16 protein-coding genes and 3 tRNA genes are annotated in these 17,597 nt (G+C 66.1%); 12 read left to right on the top strand and 7 right to left on the bottom strand.

Features of this window, described 5'->3' with window-relative positions:
- Positions 1–130: 130 nt before the first annotated feature.
- The gene (locus tag AC1DKR_RS09785; RefSeq protein WP_478032557.1) at positions 131–712 is read right to left on the bottom strand and encodes a TetR/AcrR family transcriptional regulator; all 582 of its coding nucleotides are present in this window, start codon (positions 710–712) and stop codon (positions 131–133) included.
- Positions 713–813: 101 nt separating this feature from the next.
- Here AC1DKR_RS09785 and AC1DKR_RS09780 point away from each other — a divergent pair, with 101 nt between their 5' ends.
- The 4 genes from AC1DKR_RS09780 (at position 814) to AC1DKR_RS09765 (ending at position 3,897) form a co-directional block, all read left to right on the top strand.
- Entirely contained in the window at positions 814–1,869 is a 1,056-nt protein-coding gene (locus tag AC1DKR_RS09780) for a sugar phosphate isomerase/epimerase family protein (protein ID WP_478032554.1), read from the top strand.
- Positions 1,870–1,889: 20 nt separating this feature from the next.
- Entirely contained in the window at positions 1,890–2,783 is an 894-nt protein-coding gene (locus tag AC1DKR_RS09775) for an alpha/beta fold hydrolase (RefSeq protein ID WP_478032552.1), read from the top strand.
- Entirely contained in the window at positions 2,773–3,687 is a 915-nt protein-coding gene (locus tag AC1DKR_RS09770; RefSeq protein WP_478032550.1) for an alpha/beta hydrolase, read from the top strand. Before AC1DKR_RS09775 ends, AC1DKR_RS09770 begins: the two co-directional genes overlap by 11 nt.
- Before the next feature lie 134 nt (positions 3,688–3,821).
- Positions 3,822–3,897: transfer RNA gene (locus AC1DKR_RS09765), tRNA-Ala, on the top strand.
- A 54-nt stretch (positions 3,898–3,951) separates the two neighbouring features.
- On the opposite strand, the gene AC1DKR_RS09760 is transcribed toward AC1DKR_RS09765, so the two are convergent.
- Entirely contained in the window at positions 3,952–4,125 is a 174-nt protein-coding gene (locus tag AC1DKR_RS09760) for a hypothetical protein (RefSeq protein ID WP_478032546.1), read from the bottom strand.
- Positions 4,126–4,242: 117 nt separating this feature from the next.
- Between AC1DKR_RS09760 and AC1DKR_RS09755 the strand changes: the two genes are divergently transcribed.
- Positions 4,243–4,770, top strand: a complete 528-nt coding sequence (locus AC1DKR_RS09755; RefSeq protein ID WP_478032544.1) for a hypothetical protein — start codon at positions 4,243–4,245, stop codon at positions 4,768–4,770.
- 78 nt (positions 4,771–4,848) lie between these two features.
- Here AC1DKR_RS09755 and AC1DKR_RS09750 read toward each other — a convergent pair whose 3' ends face one another.
- The 5 genes from AC1DKR_RS09750 to AC1DKR_RS09730 all read right to left on the bottom strand — a co-directional run bounded on the left by AC1DKR_RS09750 (position 4,849) and on the right by AC1DKR_RS09730 (position 12,130).
- Complete coding sequence (locus AC1DKR_RS09750) at positions 4,849–6,045, bottom strand: Ca2+-dependent phosphoinositide-specific phospholipase C (protein ID WP_312786101.1); 1,197 nt, start codon at positions 6,043–6,045, stop codon at positions 4,849–4,851.
- A complete protein-coding gene (locus AC1DKR_RS09745; protein ID WP_312786102.1) occupies positions 6,042–8,324 on the bottom strand; it encodes a TonB-dependent receptor in 2,283 nt (760 codons plus the stop codon). Before AC1DKR_RS09745 ends, AC1DKR_RS09750 begins: the two co-directional genes overlap by 4 nt.
- 126 nt (positions 8,325–8,450) lie before the next feature.
- Positions 8,451–9,686 (bottom strand): TetR/AcrR family transcriptional regulator, encoded by a 1,236-nt coding sequence (locus tag AC1DKR_RS09740; protein WP_312786103.1) that lies wholly within the window; start codon positions 9,684–9,686, stop codon positions 8,451–8,453.
- On the bottom strand, positions 9,683–10,969 hold the full coding sequence (locus AC1DKR_RS09735; RefSeq protein ID WP_312786104.1) for an MFS transporter: 1,287 nt from the start codon (positions 10,967–10,969) through the stop codon (positions 9,683–9,685). Before AC1DKR_RS09735 ends, AC1DKR_RS09740 begins: the two co-directional genes overlap by 4 nt.
- Before the next feature lie 141 nt (positions 10,970–11,110).
- The gene (locus AC1DKR_RS09730) at positions 11,111–12,130 is read right to left on the bottom strand and encodes an NADP-dependent oxidoreductase (protein ID WP_447945378.1); all 1,020 of its coding nucleotides are present in this window, start codon (positions 12,128–12,130) and stop codon (positions 11,111–11,113) included.
- A 338-nt stretch (positions 12,131–12,468) separates the two neighbouring features.
- Between AC1DKR_RS09730 and AC1DKR_RS09725 the strand changes: the two genes are divergently transcribed.
- The 7 genes from AC1DKR_RS09725 to AC1DKR_RS09695 all read left to right on the top strand — a co-directional run bounded on the left by AC1DKR_RS09725 (position 12,469) and on the right by AC1DKR_RS09695 (position 17,566).
- A tRNA-Phe gene (locus AC1DKR_RS09725) sits at positions 12,469–12,544 on the top strand.
- Between the two features lie 42 nt (positions 12,545–12,586).
- A tRNA-Phe gene (locus tag AC1DKR_RS09720) sits at positions 12,587–12,662 on the top strand.
- Positions 12,663–12,761: 99 nt separating this feature from the next.
- Positions 12,762–13,337, top strand: coding sequence for a hypothetical protein (locus AC1DKR_RS09715; protein ID WP_312786106.1), 576 nt, complete (start codon positions 12,762–12,764; stop codon positions 13,335–13,337).
- Between the two features lie 100 nt (positions 13,338–13,437).
- Complete coding sequence (locus tag AC1DKR_RS09710) at positions 13,438–13,989, top strand: lipocalin family protein (protein ID WP_223495840.1); 552 nt, start codon at positions 13,438–13,440, stop codon at positions 13,987–13,989.
- Between the two features lie 163 nt (positions 13,990–14,152).
- Positions 14,153–14,629 carry an LEA/WHy family protein gene (locus AC1DKR_RS09705; protein ID WP_223495842.1) on the top strand — a complete coding sequence of 159 codons (477 nt, stop codon included), beginning with the start codon at positions 14,153–14,155 and terminating at the stop codon, positions 14,627–14,629.
- Positions 14,630–14,694: 65 nt separating this feature from the next.
- Positions 14,695–16,485, top strand: a complete 1,791-nt coding sequence (locus tag AC1DKR_RS09700; protein ID WP_025876341.1) for an acyl-CoA dehydrogenase C-terminal domain-containing protein — start codon at positions 14,695–14,697, stop codon at positions 16,483–16,485.
- 415 nt (positions 16,486–16,900) lie between these two features.
- The gene (locus AC1DKR_RS09695) at positions 16,901–17,566 is read left to right on the top strand and encodes an HNH endonuclease (RefSeq protein ID WP_025876340.1); all 666 of its coding nucleotides are present in this window, start codon (positions 16,901–16,903) and stop codon (positions 17,564–17,566) included.
- The last annotated feature ends 31 nt before the right edge of the window (positions 17,567–17,597 follow it).

Here is a 17,597-nt window from a genome sequence, read left to right as displayed (position 1 = left end):
CGCTGGCCGGGCGGCAAATAGGAGGAAAACTGCGCAAGCGGCCATTATCCTCCAAATTGTTACAATTTCGTTGCGTCGGCAGACAGCAGGGGCATCAAGCCGTTTTCGGCACAGTCCGGCCTCAGCCGTCCTACGGTAGAGGCGCGAGCGCGACCTCGACCATCGCCAGCAGGCGTTCGCGGCTGATGCCGTCTCGCGCCTGCACCGAGATGCCATGCAGCACCGTGGCGAAATGATCGCCCAGCGCCTGCACGGATAGATCGGCCGCCAGCTCGCCAGCCGCCTGCGCCTGCTGCAGCCGCGCGATGATCGCCGCCGTGCGCTGGCGGCGGTGGCTGGCCAGCCAGTCGCGTACGCCCTCGCCATCCGGTGACACGCTGCTGGCCGAGGACACCACCAGGCAGCCATGCGGACGACCGCGACGGGTGTAGGTCAACACGGCATCCCGCAGCATGCTGCCGATCGCATCGCGCAGTGACGCCTGCTCCAGCGCGCGCGGCGCGAAGCCGCCCTCGCCTTCCTCGTACAGCGCCACCGCTTCGCGGAACAGCTGCTCCTTGCTGCCGAACGCGGCGTAGATGCGCGCCGAGGCAATGCCAAGCGCCTCGACCAGGGCCGACATCGAGGTGCCCTCATAGCCGTGCTGCCAGAACAGCAGCATCGCCTTGCGCAATGCCTGGTCCCTGTCGAATTCGCGCGGTCGCCCTGCCATCTGCCTGCCTGCCGTTCTGAGGCGCGCAGTGTAACGCGGGTGTTGACCATCCCGATGCACGCGCCTATTCTTTGTCGACCGACAAACATTTGGAGCAACACATGCAAACCCTCAAAGGCCCCAGCCTGCATCTGGCGCAGTTCGCTGGCGACCAGGCGCCGTTCGACAGCCTGTCCGGCATCGCCGCCTGGGCCGCCGGCCATGGCTTCAAGGCCCTGCAGATTCCGGCATGGGACGCGCGCCTGTTCGACCTGGCCACCGCTGCCGACAGCCAGGACTACTGCGATGACCTGCGTGGCACCCTGGCCGAGCACGGCCTGCAGGTCAGCGAGCTGACCACCCACATCCTGGGCCAGCTGGTGGCCGTGCACCCGGCATACGATGAACTGTGCGATGGCTTCGCCCCGGAAGCGCTGCGCGGCAATCCGCAGGCACGCAGCGAATGGGCACAGCAGCAGCTGCATCTGGCCGCCCGCGCCTCGCGCCGGCTCGGGCTGCAGGACATGGGCACCTTCTCCGGCTCGTTCGCCTGGCCCTACCTGTTCCCCTTCCCGCAGCGTCCGCCGGGCCTGATCGACGCCGCATTCGATGAGCTGGCGCGCCGCTGGCGGCCGATCCTCGATACCTGCGAGGACAACGGCATCAACCTCTGCTACGAAATCCATCCCAGCGAAGACCTGCACGATGGCACCAGCTTCGAACGCTTCTTCGAGCGTGTGGGCCAGCACGAGCGCTGCCGCATCCTGTTCGATCCCAGCCACTTCGTGCTGCAGCAGCTGGATTACCTGCAGTTCCTGGACATCTACCATCCGTTGATCCGCATGTTCCATGTCAAGGACGCGGAGTTCCGCCCCAATGGCCGCCAGGGCATTTACGGTGGCTACGCCGACTGGACCGATCGCGCCGGCCGCTTCCGCTCGCTGGGCGATGGCCAGGTCGATTTCAAGTCGATCTTCTCCAAGCTGGCGCAGTACGACTACGCCGGCTGGGCAACGCTGGAATGGGAGTGCTGCCTGAAGGACCAGGAAGCCGGCGCGCGCGAAGGTGCCGCCTTCATCCGCGACCACATCATCCCGGTCACCGACAAGATCTTCGACGACTTCGCCGGCGCGCCGATCAGCGCCGCCCAGATGCAGCACATGCTCGGCATCTCCTGAGCCCCCACAGGAACATCCCCATGACCAATTTCCCCACCGCTGGTATCCCCAGCGACGACACCCTGCGCCACCACTACCTGCGCATCGACGGCCAGCGCGTGCATTGCGTCTCCGCCGGCAGCGGTCAACCGGTGCTGTTGATTCCCGGCTGGCCGCAGACCTGGTACGCCTGGCGCCACGTGCTGCATGCGTTGGCCGAGGCCGGCTTCGAGGCGATCGCGGTCGACCCGCCCGGCATCGGCGAATCCGATCGCCCTGCGCACGGCTACGACACCGGCAGCGCCGCCGCGGTACTGCACCAGACCATGCAGGCGCTGGGCCACGAGCGCTATCAGGTGGTCGGCCATGACATCGGCATGTGGATCGCCTATGCATTGGCCAGCGACCAGCCGCAGGCGGTGCAACGCCTGGCCGTGACCGAGGCGGTGATTCCCGGGCTGGCACCCGAGCCGGGCATCTTCGCCGCGCCAGCCGACAACATCTTCCTGTGGCACTTCATGTTCAACCAGGTGGCCGATCTGCCCGAGGCCCTCATCACCGGTCGCGAACGTGCCTACTTGGACTTCATGTTCGACCGCTGGTCATACCGGCGCGATGCGGTGGCCAGCGAAACCTACATCGCCGCCTACAGCCGCCCCGGCGCGTTGCGTGCAGGCTTTGCCTGGTACCGCGCGATTCCGGAAACCATCCGCCAGAACCAGCTCCGCGCACAACGCCGGTTGACGATGCCGGTGCTGGCCATCGGCGCCGAGCACGCCACTGGCAACGCGCCGATGCTGACCCTGCAGCCGCACGCCGATGACCTGCGCGGAAGCGTCGTGCCGGGTTGTGGCCACTTCATCATGGAAGAAGCACCGCACGCCTTCCTCGCCCAGCTGCTGCCGTTCCTGCTGGAGGCTGGTCATGCCGCTTGAACCTGCGCTGCAGTCTTTCGTCGATGCGGTGGCGGCGCAACCATTGCCGGACGACCTGCTGCAACTGCGTGCACTCAGCGAACAGGCGCTGCCCACGCTGCAGGGTGCCACCGAGGCGGTATCGCATGTCGTGGAGCACGTCGTCAGCGCGCGCGACGGCCATGCGCTCGTCGTGCGCCTGTATACGCCCGCAGCCATCAGCACGGAACCGCGCCCGGCCCTGTTGTTCGCCCACGGCGGTGGCTGGTTCCAGTGTTCGCTGGCGGTCTATGACGGCCCCTGCCGGGCCCTGGCCAATGCCAGCGGCCATGTCGTCGCTGCCGTCGGCTATCGCCTGGCGCCGGAGCATCCGTTCCCGACGCCGCTGCACGACGTCGCCGACGCGTGGCTGTGGCTGCAGGCCCATGCCGCCGCGCTGGGTCTTGATCCAGCGCGTCTGGTCATCGGCGGCGACAGCGCCGGCGGCAATCTCGCCGCCGCGTGCTGCCTGCTGCTGCGCGATCAGGGACTGCCGTTGCCATCCCATCAACTGCTGCTGTACCCGGCACTGGATGGCACCATGGCCAGCAGCACCTACCGCGAGTTCGCCGACGGCTACTACCTCAGCGCCGGACTGATGCAGCGCTGCTGGCAGGTCTACCTGGGCGACAGTGACCGCCGACAGGCGCTGGCTTCGCCCCTGCACGCCCGCGATCTGCGTGGCCTGCCGACGGCCACGGTGCTGAGCTGTGAGTTCGATCCGCTGCGCGACGAAGCTGAACAGTACGCCGCGCAGCTGCGCGACTCGGGCGTGGACTGTGCGCTGGAGCGCCTGCCGGGGATGATCCACGCCTGCATCCACCTGCATGGCGTGTCGGCGGCGACCGACATCGCGATCCAGCGCGCGGCGGCACTGCTGCCCTGAGCCCGGCCTGCAGCGGCGCAGAGCACCTGCGCCGCTGTGTCCGGCCCGCCCCTTTGCAGCCGGCACCGGCCAGCGCTATGCTAGGGCCGTCACGTGGCGCCAGCTCCGCTGCCCACGGGATGCAACACCCACATGGGGCCATAGCTCAGCTGGGAGAGCGCGTCGTTCGCAATGACGAGGTCAGGAGTTCGATCCTCCTTGGCTCCACCATATGAAAAACATAAAGCCCCGGCACTGCCGGGGCTTTATGTTCTGGCCAGACGCTCAGGCCGGGTCCTGCCCGCCGTCCTTGCGCACGGGTGCGCGCGAATGTGCATCACGCACTTTCTGGTCCTGCTGGCCGGGGCGCTGCTTGGCCACTTCATCCTGCTGCCGGTCCTGCCGACTCTCCTGCACACCTTCGCGTGCGTTGGAGGGCTTCTTGTCGTGTTCGGTCATGAATCGCTCCCTCGGCGCCGGCAACAGGCCGACGCGACGCCGACAACGCTAGCCGCGCCTGCGTGATGCGGCGGTCGGCTGCCTGCGAACAGCGCGTGCAGCCATCACGCCCCTTCAATGCTTGTGATCGTCATCGTCGCGTGGCCACAATCGGCGGATCACCTCGCACAAGGATGCGCCATGTATCGCCATGCCCTGATGTCTGCCCTGTTGATCCCACTGCTGCTCGCCACTGGCTGCGCGCATCGCCTTGACCGGCAACCAGCGCCGCCACCAGGCTACATCGGCAACTACGAAGCGGTGCGTGCGGCGCAGGATGATCCCTCTCGCGGCATCTCCGGCGTTTTCGCGCTGACCGTGCAGGCCACCGGTACCGAAGGCGAGCGAATCTACCTGAACAGCGAGCGCGATTACCGCCACCCGCTCAACATCACGCTCAACATCGATGCCGCGCTGCGCCCGGAACTGGAGAAGGCGTTTGGCATGAAGCTCGAACAGCTGCAGAACCGGCGCGTGCTGGCACGCGGTACCGCGGGTCGGGTACGCATCGCCTTCATCGATTCGAACGGCCGGCAGAGCGACAAGTACTACTACCAGACCCAGATCCAGATCCGCGACGCCAATCAGCTCCGTTTCGCTCCCTGAGCAGGCGCCTGCCGCGCCCGTTTGCAGCGGGCGCGGCTCGACCGCAAGGAAAGGAATCGCAACCGCCAGCCGGCAGCGCTATGGACGCGGTTGGGCGATGCCCGCAGCACCATTCACCGGGTTCGCCCGCAGCCCCTGGGCAAAGGGTTTCACCACATAGTCGTTGCCGAAGATGTTCGGCGTGAACGGGTAGTCGGTGGAGATGATCTGCGCACCACTGACCAGTGCCGCTTCCCGCCGCGACGTATCATTCGCACGCGCTTCGCCGGTATCGATATCGGCGCGACTACGCACCAGGTACCCCTCGCCCACCAGCGTGCGGATCTCATCACCGCGGGTCAGTGCGTTGTCGATCATCACAAAGGCCGTGTGGTCCATGCCCGGCCGCCCCTGCACGAAGGCCATGCGTCCTTCCAGGTTCGGGTGCCCCTGCAGATAAGGTTCGAACGTTTTCAGGTTCAGGCCCGGCACGATCATCAGGAACACGAATTTGCCGCGTGCGGCCGAAAGTATCGGCCACTGGCCCGCACGTGCAGCCGCTTCCAGGGTCGGCTGCTGGCCGCGGACATCGTCTGGTGTGATGACACGCTCCCGGCCGAGAATGCCGGCGATGGATGCGTCCATTTCAGAAAATGCGCGCGCATCGAAGGGCTGCACCGGCGTGGCACCGGTCACCGCGGTGGTGAAGCTGGAGAACTTCGGTTCCAGCAGCACGAACACTGGCGTGTGATCGGGGTTGGCATCGGACCAGCTGCGCAGCTGCTGCAGGCACAGGCGGAAGGTCGGGCAGCTGCTGCGGAAGTCGACATCAACCATGTGCAGCGTCTTCAATCCCGGTTCGCGCAACGCGGCATCGTGCAGCGGTTCCAGGTCATGCACGCCCTGTGCACGCAGCAGGCGATACGGAAGCGGATCACTGAAACGTCCACCTTCGTGGTCGACATTCAAGTCCAGCTCCACACTGCGCAGACCGGATCGAAGCTGTGTATCCAAGGTAGGAAAGCGATACTCCAGCGCCGGTTGCAGGCCACCCTCGAAGGCATGTGGGTGTTCATCGGCAAAGGCCTGCCGCATCTGCTCGGGCATCTGCTTCATCATGCCGTCGATGATCGGTTTCAACAGCGGGTCCATCACGGTGAACACGCGCGCATCGGCTGGCTGGCTGTAACTGTTGTGGGTGCCGATGACCTGGATCTGGTTCAAGCGCGGCTCCGACGCCAGTGCATTGAAAGCCAGCGTGTACAGCAGCGCCATCGGCAACAGGAGACGGATCATCGCGCTTCCCCCCAGCCCTGCAGGCGCACACGGATGCCGAACATCCGTGGATTGGCGCGGATGGCGGTTGGCACGCCGAAGAATTTGCCACCGTTGCCGACATCGCGCACCCACTCGCGGTCCTGCGCATTTTCCACGTAGGCTTCGACCAGCAACGCACCATCATTGCGTTCGAACCCGGCCCGCAGGTCGAGCAGGCCGAATGCCTTCTGGCTCTCGCTGTCCAGATTGTCGTTGTTGAGGTAGTAGCGGGAGCGCCACGCATAGTTGCCGTTGGCGAATACTTCCCAACGGCCGAACGCCGGCGCGCGCCAGTCCAGGCTGAGGCTGGCGGTATGCTTGGGCGCCATCCGGAACACGTTGCCGGAACGGTCCACCAGCACGCCGTTGACCACCTCGTTGAAGGTGTCATAGCGCGTATGCAGGTAGGCATAGGCGGCCGAGAGGGTCAGCTCCGGCGTCAACTGCAATGCACCGCTGAGTTCCAGGCCCTGTGCGGAGGCCTTGCCGGCATTGACCATGCCGACGGTGATGTCGCTGGCACGGGTCTGGAAGTCCTTGTAGTCGTAGGTGAACGCTGCTGCGTCGAAGTACAGGCGCTTGCCCACCGTGCCCTTGGCACCGATTTCGTAGTTGAGCACTTCCTCGGTACCCAGCTTGCCGAACACCGGGCGCGGTTCTCCGTTCACCGGAGCGGCGAAGCTGATCTGCGGATAGCCCGAGCGCAGGCCGCGTGATACGCCGGCATACAGGTTGATCTGCTCGCTGAGCTTCCACGTCAACGCTGCGCGTGGCTGCAGCAGATTGAAGTCGCCGTCGGTGCTGAACTCCTGCCCCAGCGAATTGCCAAGGCCGTTGGGCATGGCGATCGGCGCCACGCCGTCGATGGTGGACACCCGCGCCCAGTTGCGCACGCGGGCCTGGTCGCGGGTATAGCGCACGCCGGCGTCCAGGGTCACTACCGGCAGCAGATCCCACGATACATTGGCGTAGGCGGACGCACTGCCGCGCCGGTTGCGGGTGGAGGTGCGGGTCGCCACGCCCTCGGTCACCGCACGTCCCAGGTAGCGCGTGACCGGTGTGGTCACGCGCGGAAAGCCGGCCAGCAGGTACTGCTCGTTGATCACCGTTTCGGCCAGGTTGTAGGTGCTGTCCTGGTAGTAGCCTGCACCGACGTTGGCACGGAACACGCCGCCATCATCGAAGCCCAGGCGGAACTCCTGGCTGAGGATGCGCTGGTTGTCGGCCAGGTTGCGGCCGATCAGGAAGGGATAGGTGGTGCCGTCGATATCCCATGATTCGGAGAATTCCACCTTGCGCCAGGCGCTGATGGAACGCAGCTGCCAGGCATCTGACAGATTCCAGTCGGTCAGCAGGGTCACCCCGGTCTGGCGACGACGCTGCGGTGGATCGTAGCTGTTCTGCGCAGCATCACTGAAGGGGCTGGTGTCGCCGCCCGGTGAAGCAACGTTGATCGCTTTGGTCATCACGAAGCCATCGTCGTCGGCCTGGTGGTCCACGATCAGATCCATCGACAGGGCGTCGGAAGGCTGCCAGCGCAGCGACATGCGCGCCGCGCCCATGTCGTCGTCGTTCAACTCCGGGCCACCGGCCAGGTTGCTTACATAGCCATCGCGCTCGCGCTTGCGTACGGCCAGACGCAGGCCCAGCTCATCCTTCACCAGCGGCGTGTTGTAGATGGCCGTGGCGCTGTACAGGCCATGGTTGCCGAGCTGTCCTTCCAGCTGCCATTCCACGTTGGAAGGATCGGCCTTGCGCGTGTACACAGCGATGGCGCCGATCTGCGCGCCGCGGCCATACAGCGTGCCCTGCGGCCCCTTCGCCACTTCCACCCGCTCGATGTCGAACAGTTCCTTCAGCATGCCGCGCGAACGACTGGTGTCCACATCATTGAGGAAGAAGGAAATGCTCGGCTCGGACACCGCACCGGAGTTGCCGGCCTCGATGCCACGCATCACGAAGCTGGCCGAACTGTCGGTCTGCTGCTGCACGAAGAAACCGGGAATGCGGGTCGACAACCGCTCGAAGTCGGTGAAGTTCTGCTTCTCGATGTCCTGGCCGGTCACTGCCGCGATCGAGATCGGCACATCCTTGATCGACTGCTCGCGCTTCTGCGCGGTGACGGTCACTGCATCGAGCTGGGTCGGCGTGGCTGCGGTATCGGTTGCCTGTGCAGACGCTTGTTCAGTACTCGACAGTCCAAGCGCGACTGCCAGAGCCAGGCTGAGGCCGCTGGGCTGGAACGGATGAAACAGCATGGGTGGATCCCCTGGGTGGTAGGTTCAGGGCGCGATCCTAGGCGGGCGCAATGACAGTCGCATTACGCCTGTACGGTAAATATATTCACTTACCATGCAGACATAAAGGTCGCACAGAACACTTGTTCAACCAACAAGGTCCCGCAGCAGCCAATCCAGAAGTGCGGCTGGCACCGCCTGATCCGCACCCTCGGCATCCGTCAACGCAGTCGCACCCAAGCCGACGATCGCCGCTGCCTGCGCATCCAGGCGATCGGCCAGGGCATGCCCGCCATCGCGCAACAGCCGGGCCAGGTTCTCACCGCGCAACCTGCGCAGGTCCACCGCCTGCGGGCGCAACGCGGGATCACGTGCAGCGGCCAGGCTGATCGACAGCGTGCCGCGCATGGTCACCCGCTGCCGCTGTGCCGGCGAATCATCGCGTGGCGCCGGCATGCGCCCCTGCGCCACCAGGTAGACCATTTCCTGCCCGGCAAACAACAGGTCGGCGCCGCTTCTGCAGTGATAGGCGACGCTGGACGCCGGAATGCCCAAGCGTTCACCAACCGCACGATGGGTCAGCGCCTGCGCGCCCTCCTCCAGGATCACTTCGCAGGCGGCCACGGCGATATCGCGGCGCCGGCCCGGCTCAAGCAGCGGCGTGACTCCCTCCGGCGTCGCCAGGCCCAGCACCGGATCCAGCCGTTGCACAAGCACTTCGAACACCGCCGTGGTCTGCGTCAATCCATGCCGATGCTGCGGATGCAGACCATGTACCAGGCGCTCGATCGCTAGCCGGCGCAGCAAGCGATAGTCCTGCAGCGTGCCCACCGCCAACGTGTGCACGCCTTCATCGCTGGCATAGGCGAACAGCGCTTCGGCCCAACGGTCTGCATCCTCGATCCGGCCGGACAACAGCTGCTGCCAGAAAACACGACGTTCCTGCAGCCACGGCCGCAACAACCCGGCCGTAGCCGTATCGACGCCGGCATGCAGCGCCAGCTCCGCCCACACCAGCGCCGTCAGCCGCGCGTCGTCATCAACATCGTCGGTCCGTGCGGCATCCAGATACTGTTCCACTACCGCAGCCAGTGCGGAAGCGTCCCAGCGCGGCACCGCGGCCATGCGCTCCAGCCAACCGGCGTGCCAGCGGCGATCCCGCTCACGCTCTGCATCCACCAGCGTCTGCATCAGCTGTGGCTTGCTGCCAAGGTGGTAACTGAGCGTGGCCAGGGTGACCCCTGCTGCTGCCGCAAGACGGCGCAATCCCAGCGCGCGGGTACCGCCGGTTGCCAGCTCGCGCCGGGCGACCTGCAGCAGTCGCGCGGCCATCGGCAGCGTCTCTGCGTCGATGGCGGCTGCAACTCCACTTCGTTCACTCATGCCTTCATTCCTTGCGTTCTGCGCAGCACCTGCCAACCCACGGTTACCAGCAACAGGCAGGCCGCTGCCGCCGCTGCCGGCCCCATCGCCATCAGTTTCGGCAAGTGCACGCTGTCTTCGCCACGATAATCCAAACCCGCCAGCCATTGCCCCAGCAGCCAAGCACCGCAGGCCAGCGCTGACTTGCTGGTGGCGGTGAGCAGGCCAAAGGCCAGGCCGACCCGTGCCGGTGGCATGCACGCGGCAGCATCAGCGAAGGCTGCCCAGAGCGTCATGCCAAGCACGCCCCCCACCAGCCCCATCATGGCGGCGCAGGCTACTGCGGCCCACGTGGCCGGCGCCAGCCACCACCATCCAAGGGCGGCCAGCATCAGCAACAGACTGCCCGCGAAGATCACCGGCGACCGTGGCTGCCGTGCAAGCACGATATGTACCAGTGGTTGCGCGGACAGCGTACCGAGCGAGCCGGCCACCAGCAGCGCACCGCCCCAGGCCGGCGAGCGCAGCACATGTGCCACGAAATACGGCTCCAGCTTGGCGAACAGGGGGGCGCCGGCCAGCAGCACGAAGAACATCGCCAGCAACAACGGGATCGGCAATGGCGGCAGATGCCCTGACCGGTCCTGCGTCGCTGCGGCGATCAACGGCACCCGCGTATCAACCAGCACATGTCGCAGGTACGTCGCACTGGCGACCGCCACCACCGCCAGAAGCAGGGTCAGCAGCATGAAACGCATCGCCCGCTCATCGTGCCCCTGCGCCTGCAGCAGCGGCACGATCGCCAATGCCAGGCACAACCCTGCCAAGCTGCTTACCGCCACCCGCATGGCCGCAATACGGCTGCGCGCTGCAGCATCGACGGTGGCCAGGCCAAGCAGCACGTTCTGTGGCGTGTCGTAGACGCTGTAACTGATACGGAACAGGAGCGCCATCGCCAACGCGAACGGCAACCTCGCGTCGAGCGGTAAATGCGCCGTGGAGAACAGGCCGACCAGGGCCAATGCGGCCACCCATGCCCCCTGCCACTGCAATCGCGCGGCGCCGCTGACCGAAGCCAGGGTGTGTCGCCACAGCTGGCCCACCAGCAGATCACTGCCGGCGCTGGCCAGCAGGCTGATGGCGATCACCGCGCCCATCGCGATGGGCGGCAGCCCCGCGGCCTCGGTAAGGAAGAAGGCGAGCAGCAGCTCGCCGGCCTGCCAGAACAGGCTCTTGCCGAAGTGCGCGGCTGCGTAGGCACGATCCACGCCGGGCTGTCCGCCGGCAAGGAGGGGCGGCGCCATTTCCATCCGCCTTCTCTCCATGGCTCACTGCCGGGTACGGCAGTGTCGGGGGCACAGATGGCGCGCCGATGACACATTCCGCCGAGGTACCTCAGCGGCCGGTGGCACCTTCGCGCCAGCCGGCCAGGTGAGCGCTGGGGCTCAATCCAGCTTCACCGCCAGCTTGCCGAAGTTGCGCCCCTGCAGCAGGCCAAAGAAGGCTTCCGGTGCATTCTCCAGACCCTGCACGACGTCCTCGCGGTACTGGATGCGCCCATCGCGCAGCCACTGCGGCATGTCGCGCTCGAAATCCGGCCACCGATGCTTGAAGTCGTGGACGATGAAGCCACGCACGGTCAGCCGCTGGCGCAGGATCTGGCTGAACAGCGCGGGCAGCCGATCCGGCCCAGGCTGCGCGACGCCGCGGGCGTTGTAGGTGGCGATGGTGCCGCACACCGGAATGCGCGCGAAATCATTGAGCAGCGGCAATACGGCGTCGAGCACGTGCCCGCCCACGTTCTCGAAATACACGTCGATGCCATCCGGTACGGCAGCACGCAGCTGCGCTGCAAAATCGGAGGCGCGATGGTCCAGCGCCACGTCCACACCCAGTGTTTCCAGGTACGCACGCTTGGCCTCGCCACCGGCGATGGCGACCACGCGCGCACCCTGCAGCTTGGCCAACTGCGCCACGGTGGCACCAACCGGGCCACTGGCAGCCGCGACCACCAGGGTCTCACCGGGTTGCAGCTTGCCTATTTCGATCAGGCTGGAGTACGCGGTGAACCCCGGCATGCCGTACACGCCCAGCGCCGTGCTCAGCGGCAGCCCGGCCGGATCCAGCCGCCGGCTGATCGCATCACCCGCCACCACGGCATGGGTCTGCCAGCCGCCAGGGGCCAGCACCAGGTCGCCGACCGCCAGGCCAGGCGCCTGCGACTGCAGCACTTCGGCCACGGTCTGGCCCTCCATCACCGCATCCACTGCCACCGGCGGTGCGTACGATGGGCCATCATCCATGCGACCGCGCATGTACGGATCCAGTGACAGGTAACGGTTGCGCAGCAGCACCTGGCCGGGTGCAAGCGCCGGAAGCGGCGCCTGTTCGAGGCGGAAATTGGCGGCGACCGGCGCACCTTGCGGACGCGAGGCGAGCACGATGCGGGTGGTTGAATCGGACATGTCCAATGGCTCTGCTGCGGGCAGCTTCGGGGAGGGGAACTGCGACAGTACGCCGCGTCCTGCCCTCATGGGTGCCATGAAAACAGCGTTCCATCGGCGCCTTCGCCACTCCGCCGCTGCATCGCTTGCCCCGTCAGCTTTGGCGTCAGCGGCGGGCCGCTGTTTTCCGCCTCCGGCATTCCCGGTCAGGCCGGCTCAACGCAGGATCAATCACTTGCACGACCTTCCGCCGGCCGCAGACACCAATGTGAAGGTTTTTTTCCAAAACGCTTGCCGAACCTGTCCTACGTCCGTAATATGCGCGTCCTCGGCAGCGACATCGCTGCAACGAAACAAGTGGCCGAGTAGCTCAGTTGGTAGAGCAGGGGATTGAAAATCCCCGTGTCGGCGGTTCGATTCCGTCCTCGGCCACCACTTTCGAAGACCTGCAGAAATGCGGGTCTTTTTTTTCTACATGGCCGAGTAGCTCAGTTGGTAGAGCAGGGGATTGAAAATCCCCGTGTCGGCGGTTCGATTCCGTCCTCGGCCACCATGTTCGAAGACCTGCAGAAATGCAGGTCTTTTTTTTGGGCGCTTGTTGCCGCCGGCACTGTAGTACCGTCCGAGGTTCACCGCATGGAGCACCGATGGCATGGACGACACCCCCACTCTGCCCCGCCTGCAGCAGTCACTGCGCCGCCTGCAATACCTTGTTGGCGCCTTGTCCACCCTGCTTCTGTTACTCGCCGGCGTGACTGGCTGGCTGCTGCTGCAGCGGAACGCTCCGCTGCATGCCGACAGCATCAGCACGCAAAGGCTGCAGGTACTGGACGATCGCGGCGTGGTACGTGTGCAGATCGGCCAGGATGCGAACGACGGCGACCGACGCAGCCGCTCCGCGGGCCTGCTCATCTTCGACCGCAGTGGTGTCGAGCGTGGGGGCCTGAGTACCTTTGAAGACGGCAGCACTGCTCTCGCCCTGGACGCCCCGCTGGGCATGGGGGACGCCCGTTGGCGCGACCGCGCCGGGCTGCGCGTGGACGCCGATGGCTCGGCCCAGCTGCTGCTGACCGACAACCTCACCCGTGGCGTGGTGCGCCTGCATTCGAAGGGCTCCGGCGGCGGCGGCATGGACACTTTCAGATGGGACATGTCCAACGGTACGTTGCACACACGTACCCTTACCTACGATGGCGACGAGCGCAGCCAACGCGCCTTCGACCTGTAGCTGACCGCCGGCGGCAGGCGCGATCCGGCGCCGCATGGAACTTTTACACCGGAATGCCGCCGCTGGCCTAAGCTCCAATCCTCCTGCCCGGAGCCGCCCCATGCACCTGCGCCCTGCCCTGCTCGCCTGCCTGCTGCTTTTCGCCGCATCGGCACTCGCTGCCGAGCCCGTGCGCGCCGTCAGCGAACTGGACATTGATCGCTATGCCGGCCAGTGGCACGAGATCGCCCATCTGCCGGTGTCGTTCCAGAAGCAGTGCGTGGGCGAGATCACCGCCAACTACGGGCTGCGTCGCGATGGCCGCATCAGCGTCACCAATGCCTGCCGCAAGGTGGATGGCGAGCGGGTTGTCGCCGAAGGCGTGGCGCGGCCCGTTGCGGGACAGCCCGGCCAGCTGCAGGTGCGCTTCGTTCCCGACTGGCTGAGCTGGGTGCCCCTGGTCTGGGCCGACTACTGGGTGATCGCGCTGGACCCGGACTACCAGTGGGCGATGGTCGGTGAGCCCGGCCACAAGTATCTGTGGATCCTCGCGCGCCTGCCGGAGATGGACCGCACCCTGTTCGACCGGCTCAAGGCAAAGGCCGAAGCGATGGGCTACGACCTCGCACCGCTGCGCATGATGGCGCCCCTGCGCGACACCCCCGCCGATTGAGGCGCTGCCCAACCGGCGCACGCCACGCTCGCAATCCGGCATCACGCACGCCTCGCGTGCATCTTCACGCGCTACCCTCTGTGGCGGGTCGCCGCAGGCGCTCCATTCCACCATACGCCGTAGTATGCTTATCCCACGCACTGCCCTCAGAGGACCTGCGCCCATGCTCCACCGCTTCCGTACCGTCTTGATCGTCCTGTGCACCCTGGCCCTGGTCGCTTGCGGCGATGGCATCGTCAAGCGTGTTTCGGAACCGGCCGCGAGCCTGCAGCAGCTGACCGTGCAGGCCAATGGCGACTGGACTGTCGCCCTGCGCCTGCAGAACTACAGTTCGATGCCGATGAGCTTCGACGATGTCGCACTGGTCTTGACCATCGGCGACACCGAAGCAGGCCCCCTGTCAGCCAAGCCGGGCATCTCCATCGGCGGCGTCTCCGCCGATGTCATCAACGTGAACTTCAAGCCCAGCCCGGCCGCACGCCTGGTGATCGCCGACGCACTGGCCAGCAACCGCACCCTCGCCTATGGGCTGAAGGGCACGGTGTCGGCCACGCCGCAGGAAAAGAAGCAACGCACCTTCGATATCAGCAGCCGCAGCACGCTCAACCAGGCCCCGGGCCTGCCGGGCGTGCTGCGCTGATCTCCGCTTTCCGCCGCGACGCATCGCGCCGCTCCCCCTGTTACTGATCAAATCGAGACGCACCGATGAGCAGCTACACCGCCCCGCTTTCCGACCTTCGTTTCGGCCTGCACGATGTGCTGAAGGTCGAACCGCTGTTCGCCCGCCTGGGCTTCACCGACGCCACCGCCGATGTCGTCGATGCCGTGCTGGAAGAAGCCGGCCGCTTCAGCGCCAGCGTGCTGGCCCCGCTCAACAGCGTGGGCGACGAGATCGGCTGCGTGCTCGACCAGGCCAGCGGCGAAGTGACCACGCCACCCGGCTTCAAGCAGGCCTACGACCAGTTCGTCGACGGCGGCTGGACCGGCCTGACCGCGGCGCCGGAACTGGGCGGCCAGGGCCTGCCGCACACGCTGGGCGTGCCGCTCAATGAAATGATCAACGCCGCCAACCTGGCCTGGGGCAACTTCCCGCTGCTGTCGCACGGCGCCATCGAAGCGCTGAAGCAGCACGGCGAAGCCTGGCAGCACGAGGCCTTCCTGAAGCCGCTGATCGAAGGCCGCTGGACCGGCACCATGTGCCTGACCGAGCCGCATTGCGGCACCGACCTGGGCCTGCTCAAGACCAAGGCCGAGCCGAACGCCGATGGCAGCTATTCGATCACCGGCACCAAGATCTTCATCACCGCCGGCGAGCACGACCTGACCGGCAACATCGTGCATCTGGTGCTGGCCAAGCTGCCCGATGCTCCCCCAGGCGCCAAGGGCATCTCGCTGTTCGTCACCCCGAAGTTCAAGGTCGACCGCGACGGCAACGTCGGTGAGCGCAACGCGCTGCGCTGCGGCTCGATCGAGCACAAGATGGGCATCAAGGGCTCGGTCACCTGCGTGATGAATTTCGATGGCGCGCAGGGCTACCTGGTCGGCCAGCCGCACAAGGGCCTGCAGGCGATGTTCACCATGATGAACACTGCTCGCCTGGGTGTCGGCCTGCAGGGCATCGGCCTGTCCGAGCGCGCCTACCAGAACGCGCTGAAGTACAGCCGCGAGCGCCTGCAGTCGCGTTCGCTCAGCGGCGCCAAGTTCCCGGACAAGCCGGCCGACCCGATCCTGGTGCATCCGGACGTGCGTCGCATGCTGCTGACCATCAAGTCGCTGGTGGAAGGCAGCCGCCTGCTGGCGCTGCACGCCGCCACCCTGATCGACGTCGCCCACCATGCAGACGATGCCGGTGAACGCGAGCGCGCTGACACCTTGGTGAGCTTCCTGACCCCGATCTCCAAGGCCTGCCAGACCGAATGGGGCATCGAGAACACCTACAACGCCCTGCAGTGCTTCGGCGGCCACGGCTACATCCGCGAACACGGCATGGAACAGCTGGCCCGCGATGCCCGCATCACCACCTTGTATGAAGGCACCACCGGCATCCAGGCGCTGGACCTGATCGGCCGCAAAACCGCGTCCAGCCAGGGCGCTGGCCTGAAGCTGATGCTGGCCGAGATCGAGGCGTTCGCCAAGGCGAATGAAGGCAACGAGAGCTTGGCCGAGTTCATCGGCCCGCTGCGCGCCAAGGCCGCCGAATGGGGCAAGCTGACGATGGACGTGCTGCAGCGTTCGGCCGCCAATCCGGACGAACTGGGCGCAGCCAGCTACGACTACCTGTTCTATTCGGGTTATGTGGTGCTGGCCTACTGGTGGGCCCGCAGCGTTGCCGCCGCCGATGCCAGCGCACACGGCGCAGCATTCGCCCAGGGCAAGCGCGAGACCGCACGTTTCTACTTCGCCCGCGTTCTGCCGCGCACCCTCAGCCACGCCGCCGCCATCCAGGCGGGTGCCGCACCGCTGATGGCAATGGACGACGAACGCTTCGGCGCCTGAGCCGGGCCGCGGCCGGCACCCACGGTAGTGCCGGCCGCTGGCCGGCAACCGCAACAGCTGGAGCAACAGCAACAGCTGGTTTCCTGCGGGATGGCGGGGTGGGTCAAATTGCGGGGGACGGCGCAAGTACGTCCCTGTAGCCTCGGTCGCGCCATCCATGGCGCTCACGCCCCCGCAACCGGACCCACCCCGCCTTCGACAACTCCCCGCGGCTGTTGGTAGGTGTCGACCTTGGTCGACACGTAGATCCAGAAACCCCCGGAATCCATCTGGAGAAAAGCCCCCTTTTGTTAAAGGGGGCGCGCCAAAGGCGCGGGGAATAGGAGGAATGCGTGGACCTGAATGTTGACGATTTGTGTATCGCCCGCTGGGCGATACACAAATCGTCAACATTCAGGTATAAGCTGTTTTCCCGATGGAGACAGACACTACACGCTTGGGTCTGATCGAAGCCGGAGCTCCGTTTTCTGCTCCGGGCGCCGAAGCATCGCCCAACGCCACGACGCTGCATCGCCCCGGCACGGTCCGGTTGCTCTCACTGGATGGTCACGGGCGGGTCCTGGATTGGATCACCTGGCAGGACGCAGCCTGCCTCTATGCCCGCGACGCGGTCGCCTGGACACTCGGCGACCCCTGCCTGCACATCCACGGTGGGACAAATCGTCGCAGTGGCATGCAGAGCGGGATGGACCTGCACCCGATCATCGCCGCGCGCGGCCATGCCCGCTCACGCGCGCTGGACCCGACACCGAACCTGACCAACCCGGCCCTGTTCGCCCGCGACGCCCACCTCTGCCTTTACTGCGGCCAGCAGTTTGGACGCCCGACCCTGACCCGCGACCATGTCATGCCCTTGTCCAAAGGCGGCCTGGATACCTGGGAAAACGTAGTCACCGCGTGCTTCCACTGCAATTCGCGCAAGAGCGACCGCACCCCGCAACAGGCCGGCATGCCACTGCTGGCGGTGCCGTACCGGCCGAGCTGGATCGAGCACCTGATCCTGTCCAACCGCAACATCCTGGCCGACCAGATGGCGTTCCTGAGAGCCCAGCTGCCCAAGCGTTCCAAGCTCTGCACCTGAACTCCCGGGAATGCAACCCTCACCGTCCTGT

Source organism: Stenotrophomonas sp. 01N47 (assembly GCF_056399165.1).
This window is presented reverse-complemented; position numbering and strand designations above follow the sequence as displayed.